The 5,024-nt window shown below is 69.4% G+C and carries 5 protein-coding genes; 3 read left to right on the forward strand and 2 right to left on the reverse strand.

Annotated features, from left to right (window positions below; all coding sequences use genetic code 11):
- Positions 1–50: 50 nt before the first annotated feature.
- On the reverse strand, positions 51–458 hold the full coding sequence (locus ABGB16_RS33085) for a hypothetical protein (RefSeq protein WP_347671994.1): 408 nt from the start codon (positions 456–458) through the stop codon (positions 51–53).
- Positions 459–1,565: 1,107 nt separating this feature from the next.
- Between ABGB16_RS33085 and ABGB16_RS33090 the strand changes: the two genes are divergently transcribed.
- The 3 genes from ABGB16_RS33090 to ABGB16_RS33100 all read left to right on the forward strand — a co-directional run bounded on the left by ABGB16_RS33090 (position 1,566) and on the right by ABGB16_RS33100 (position 4,100).
- Complete coding sequence (locus tag ABGB16_RS33090; protein WP_347671995.1) at positions 1,566–1,958, forward strand: SCO5389 family protein; 393 nt, start codon at positions 1,566–1,568, stop codon at positions 1,956–1,958.
- Positions 1,948–2,985 (forward strand): LLM class flavin-dependent oxidoreductase, encoded by a 1,038-nt coding sequence (locus ABGB16_RS33095; protein WP_347671996.1) that lies wholly within the window; start codon positions 1,948–1,950, stop codon positions 2,983–2,985. The genes ABGB16_RS33090 and ABGB16_RS33095 overlap by 11 nt, the downstream gene beginning before the upstream one ends.
- Positions 2,986–3,125: 140 nt before the next feature.
- Entirely contained in the window at positions 3,126–4,100 is a 975-nt protein-coding gene (locus ABGB16_RS33100; protein WP_347671997.1) for an ATP-binding protein, read from the forward strand.
- Positions 4,101–4,116: 16 nt separating this feature from the next.
- Here the strand turns inward: ABGB16_RS33100 and ABGB16_RS33105 are convergent, their stop codons facing one another.
- Positions 4,117–4,572: a transcriptional repressor gene (locus ABGB16_RS33105; protein ID WP_347671998.1), complete on the reverse strand. Its 456-nt coding sequence runs from the start codon at positions 4,570–4,572 to the stop codon at positions 4,117–4,119.
- Positions 4,573–5,024: the final 452 nt, after the last annotated feature.

Genomic DNA, 5,024 nt, shown 5'->3' on the forward strand with positions numbered 1-5,024 from the left:
CTCCCCACACCCGACTTTTCCACGGCCTCGAAGACCAAGCGCACACGGCGTCAGCGAGCGACCGCACTCATTTTCAGCCCGGAACGGGCCCGCTCATAGAGCAGCCAAGGAACTTTTCCCATGATCGACAACGCGGTCTGGGTCTTGGACAGTTCGGCCTGCAGGCGGGCGTTCTCGCGCTGAAGACGGGCAAGTTCGGCCGTCTCGGCCTTCTTCGCCGCCCGCGCGGCCGACTGCCGCCGGTCCGTCAGACCAGCCGCGACTCCAGCGTCTCGGGCCTTGCGCCAGTCCAACAGGTGTGACCCGTACAGCCGTTCCCGGCGCAGGATCGCCCCGCGAGCCGCCGCATCCGGCGCCGCGTCGTACTCGGCCAGGATCCGCGCCTTGAACTCCGCGGTGAATGTCCGCCGCTGGGGCCGGGCGTCCAGATCCGGGCTCTCATAGGGCTTCGACGTCATACTGATGATCTCTTCTCGCGACCGTCCAGGAAGCGTATCTCCTGGTAGGCGGGCTGTCTCACATCAGCGTGACAGGGAGGGGGCGAGCGCGAAACCTGGCCACGTAAGCCAGACTGACGCCTGCCGAGCTGCGCCCGCCCGATCCGACGCACGACTTTCGGCAGAAGCGGATGCGGAGTGGCCCGCCGAAGCAGGGGCGCCCGTTACGTGGTGATACCGATCGCGGTTCGCGGACGTAGGACCCGGAGGTAACGGTCTCGCCGTCCGCTACGAAGCCACCGTGCATGAGCCCAAGATCAGGAACAGTTCAGCCGGTGAGACCCGATGAAGCGATCCCTGCGGACGAGGCGTGCCGCTCAATGTCGGGTTCGAGGTAGGTGGCCAGCCTCGACCCCTCCGCTCAGCGCGGCCCGGCGGCTGCCCGCCGACTCGCCTACGTTCCGAGGCCGAACTGTCGGACCCGACAGCCCCAGCCTCCGGCAGCCGCCGCCGCAGATCCGCCAGCCGCCGCAGATCCGCGACGATCGCCCACAGATCCGGACCAACTGTTCGCAGCAGGCAGCGGCACCAGCTTCAGGGAGCGCTTCAGGTGCCGCCGAGGCCATGGTGGGACGCGCTCATGTACGGCGGCGGTCCACGGCGACGAGGCGGCACCGGTGAGAGGGGTCGCCACGTCACCGCAGGGATCCGTTATCGGAGGTACCAGCTCCGCCAACGGCCCGCCGCGATGATAACCAAAGTCATCTAATTTCTCTAGCATGCGGCACCCGGACGGGCGGCTACGCGATCACGCCGACGATGAGGCGAAGGGGCACGAAGCTGCGCGGCCGACGTGCGCCCTGGGTGAGCGCCGCCGGCCGGGTCCGCCTCACCTGAGGTACGTACCCCCTACCTCGCGGAGGCGACCACGATAATGAATTCCGATTCGGATGTCACCGAGCGCGCGGCATCGGGCGGCAGTACGACGGCGCCAGCCCAAGCAGGAACGACCAGCAGTGGCCACCTGAGCCAGGGAAGGTGTCGACTGTTGACGTGGGCCCGGTGACGTGATGTGCTCGGCACGTAACGCTAACGGCAACCATGGTCGTTAAGGCCCTGAGGAGGACCATGTCTCTCACCGTGCCGCCTGCCCTGCTCGAAGCCGCCGAGACGGGCCCTGTGGATGACGACGCCTTCGTCGCCTGCGTCCGGGACTCCCTCCCGTACGCCTGGGACACCGTCAGTCGGGTGGTCGCCGACCTGGAATCGTCTGGCGCCGAATTCGCTGACAACGTCGTGCCACCGCCCACTGAGGCGGAGCGCGGGCAGCTGCTGCGCGCGCTGGCCAGCGACGCCATCCGGGCGGGCCTGGAGCGTCACTTCGGGGTGAAGCTGGCGTTCCAGAACTGCCACCGGGTGGCGGCGTTCCGGCTCGGCGCCGTGGACTCCGACACGTACCACAGGTTCGTCTCGACTCGCGGACAGCTGCTCAACCAGTCGCCGGAGCTGCGTGATTGCTGACGCGCCCGGCGCCTCGCGGCCCGGCGAGCAGGTCCAATGGCACCTGTTCCTGCTCGCCGGGCACCGCGCCGGCGGCACGCACGCGCAGGCACTGGCGGACGCGCACCGCTACGGCCTGGCCGCGGAGGCCGCTGGTTACGCCGGCGTCTGGGTCGCCGAGCACCACTTCATCTCCTATGGCGTGTGCCCGTCCGCCGTCACCTTCGCCGCGCACCTGCTCGGGGCGACCCGCCGCATCACCGTCGGCACCGCCGCCTGTGTGCTGTCGGTCCGGCATCCGGTGAGCCTGGCGGAGGAGGCGGTGCTGCTCGACGAGTTGTCCGGGGGCCGGTTCCGGTTGGGGATCGCCCGGGGCGGGCCGTGGGTAGACCTCGAGGTTTTCGGCACCGGCCTGGATCGCTGCACGCACGGCTTCGCCGACGCGGTGGAGATCGTGCTGCGGTGGTTGTCCGGCGCGGCGCAGGTCGCCGGCAACGGGATGTTCCCCTTCCGGCGGGTGCAGGTGGTGCCCCGGCCCCGTCGGGGAGTGCCCGTGTGGGTCGCGGCGACCTCGCCCGCCACCGTGGACCTCGCCGCCCGCCACGGCCTCCCGCTGCTGCTCGGGCTGCACGCCGACCTGGCGGAGAAGCGGGCGTTGCTCGACCGATACGTGCAGGTCGCCGCCGCGCACGGCCACGACAGCACGCAGGTGCCGCACGCCAGCGCCCATCTGGCGCACGTTGAGGACACCGACGCGGACGCAGCTCGGACGGTGCGCGAGCGGCTCCCGGCGTTGCTGGCCGGCACCAGGGAGTACGTCCGTCTCGACGGCGCCGCGGCCGGCCCGCCCGACATCGACGAGTACGTCCGGCGTCTGATCGCCATGCACCCGGTCGGGTCGCCGCAGCGGTGCCGGGCGGCCGTGGACGCGGCCGCGGCACTTCCCGGCGTGCGGCACCTGCTGTTTCTGGTCGAGGTGACCGGGGACCGCGCGACGACCCTGCGCACCATTCGGCGGCTCGGCGGTGAGGTGTTGCGCCAGCGGTAGCGGAGGGCCGAGAAGGTGGCGAACGGCCCGATGACGAACCGTTACGGCGAGTCGCCCCGGATACTGCTCGGTAGGCTCGAGTCATCACGTACGCTCCCGATCATGGAAATGGTTTCCAATAGAGCGGGAGTGTGTCAGCGGTGAAGGTCGCGTTCGTGGGCAAGGGCGGCAGCGGCAAGACGACTCTCGCCGCGCTGTTCGTCCGGCATCTCGGTGGCCAGGGCCTGCCGGTGCTGGCCATCGACGCCGACATCAACCAGCATCTCACCGCCGCGTTCGGCTGCGATGCGGACGCGCCGCCGGTGAGGCCGCTCGCTGAGCACCTGCCGGCCATCAAGGACTACCTTCGCGGGGCCAATCCCCGCATCGTCAGCACGGATCGGATGGTCAAGACGACTCCGCCGGGGCGCGGTTCACGGCTGCTGCGGGTGGTCGAGGACAACCCGATCTACGCCGCCTGCGTGCGGGAGGTCGGTGGGGTGCGGCTGGCCGTCACCGGCGAGTTCGCCGCCGAGGATCTCGGCGTGGCCTGCTACCACTCGAAAGTGGGAGCGGTGGAGCTGCTGCTCAACCACATGCTCGACGGGCCCGGCGAATACGTGGTGGTGGACATGACCGCGGGCGCGGACTCGTTCGCCTCCGGGCTGTTCACCCGCTTCGACCGCACGGTGCTGGTGTGCGAGCCGACCGTGCGCAGCGTCGGGGTCTACCGGCAGTACGCCGGCTACGCCCGCGACTACGGCGTGGCCCTGTCGGTGGTCGGGAACAAGGTCGAGGACGCCAGCGACGTGGCGTTCCTCCGCGAGCACGTGGGCGGCGATCTGTTGACCTGGTTCAGCAGGTCTGGCTACGTGCGCCGAGCAGAGCGGGGCACAGTCGGCCCGCTGGCCGAACTCGAGCCCGCCAACCAGGCAGCCCTCGCCCAGCTCGTTGAGGCGGTGGACGACACACCGCAGGACTGGGCGGCCTTCACCCGGTGGGCGCATGAGTTCCACCGGCGCAACGCCGCCGCGTGGGCCAACGAGCGCGCCGGGGCGGATCTCACCGACCAGATCGACCCGGAGTTCCGGATGGGACCGCACGCGGTCAGTGAGCCCGCGGTGGTGGGCGGCTGACCAAGGGAGTCGTCAGTCAGGCGGCGCACTTGCCGCAGGTGCCGAAGATCTCCAGGGTATGACCGACGTCGGTGAAACCATGTTGGCGCGCGACCTGGTCAGCCCACCGCTCCACGGCAGGGCCGGCGACCTCGACCGCACGCCCGCACTTCCGGCACACCAGGTGATGATGGTGCCGACTCTGACTACACCGCCGGTACAGATACTCCCCGCCCGGCAGCCGCGTCGAGTCGATCTCACCGCTGTCGACCAGCATCTGCAGCGTCCGGTAGACGGTGGTCAGGCCGACCCGCGCCTTGCGGTCGACGAGCATCTGGTGCAGCTGCTGCGCGCTGTGGAAGCCCTCCACCTCGCGCAGCAGCGCCAACACCTCGGCGCGCTGCCGGGTGTTACGGGTCGCACCGGGCATTGTCTCGGTCACCGTCTGCCATCTCCGCTCGTCCCGGCGCCTGTCTCGACGCCCGACTCCCATGTCCTCCCGTGACGCTGGCGGTCACGTGATATCCGAACCCATTATGCATTGCGCATATGTTCACACTCACGCTGTCAGCAACGGCTCGGGCCGGCGCAACGGAACAGGAGTGGCGTCAGCGCACCTGCGCCTCGCAGCGGCGACGAGTGCACATGTGACACCGAAGGCGCCTTGGTCACGGGCAGGTCACAACGCTTCGTTCGCTTAGTGACAACCGATTTCAATGGGCGGATGATCCCCTTCAGCCGCGCCCGTCACCGGGCGCTCACTCTGGGAGGAATCCGCCCGTGAGACACCTAACCGTTACCTTTCAGTGCGCTCTGGCGAGCACATGGTTGGTAGTCCCGCCTTGCGGTGGGACGGTCCCGGTCTGACCGACTGGTGTCGTGCCGGGTTCACGCTTCATGGCCACCTGCCCGCGTACGCGGGTCTTCTGGTCGGCTCCACGTGCT

Origin of the sequence: Micromonospora sp. B11E3 (assembly GCF_039871625.1) — a bacterium.
In the GTDB taxonomy this organism is placed as follows: domain Bacteria; phylum Actinomycetota; class Actinomycetes; order Mycobacteriales; family Micromonosporaceae; genus Micromonospora.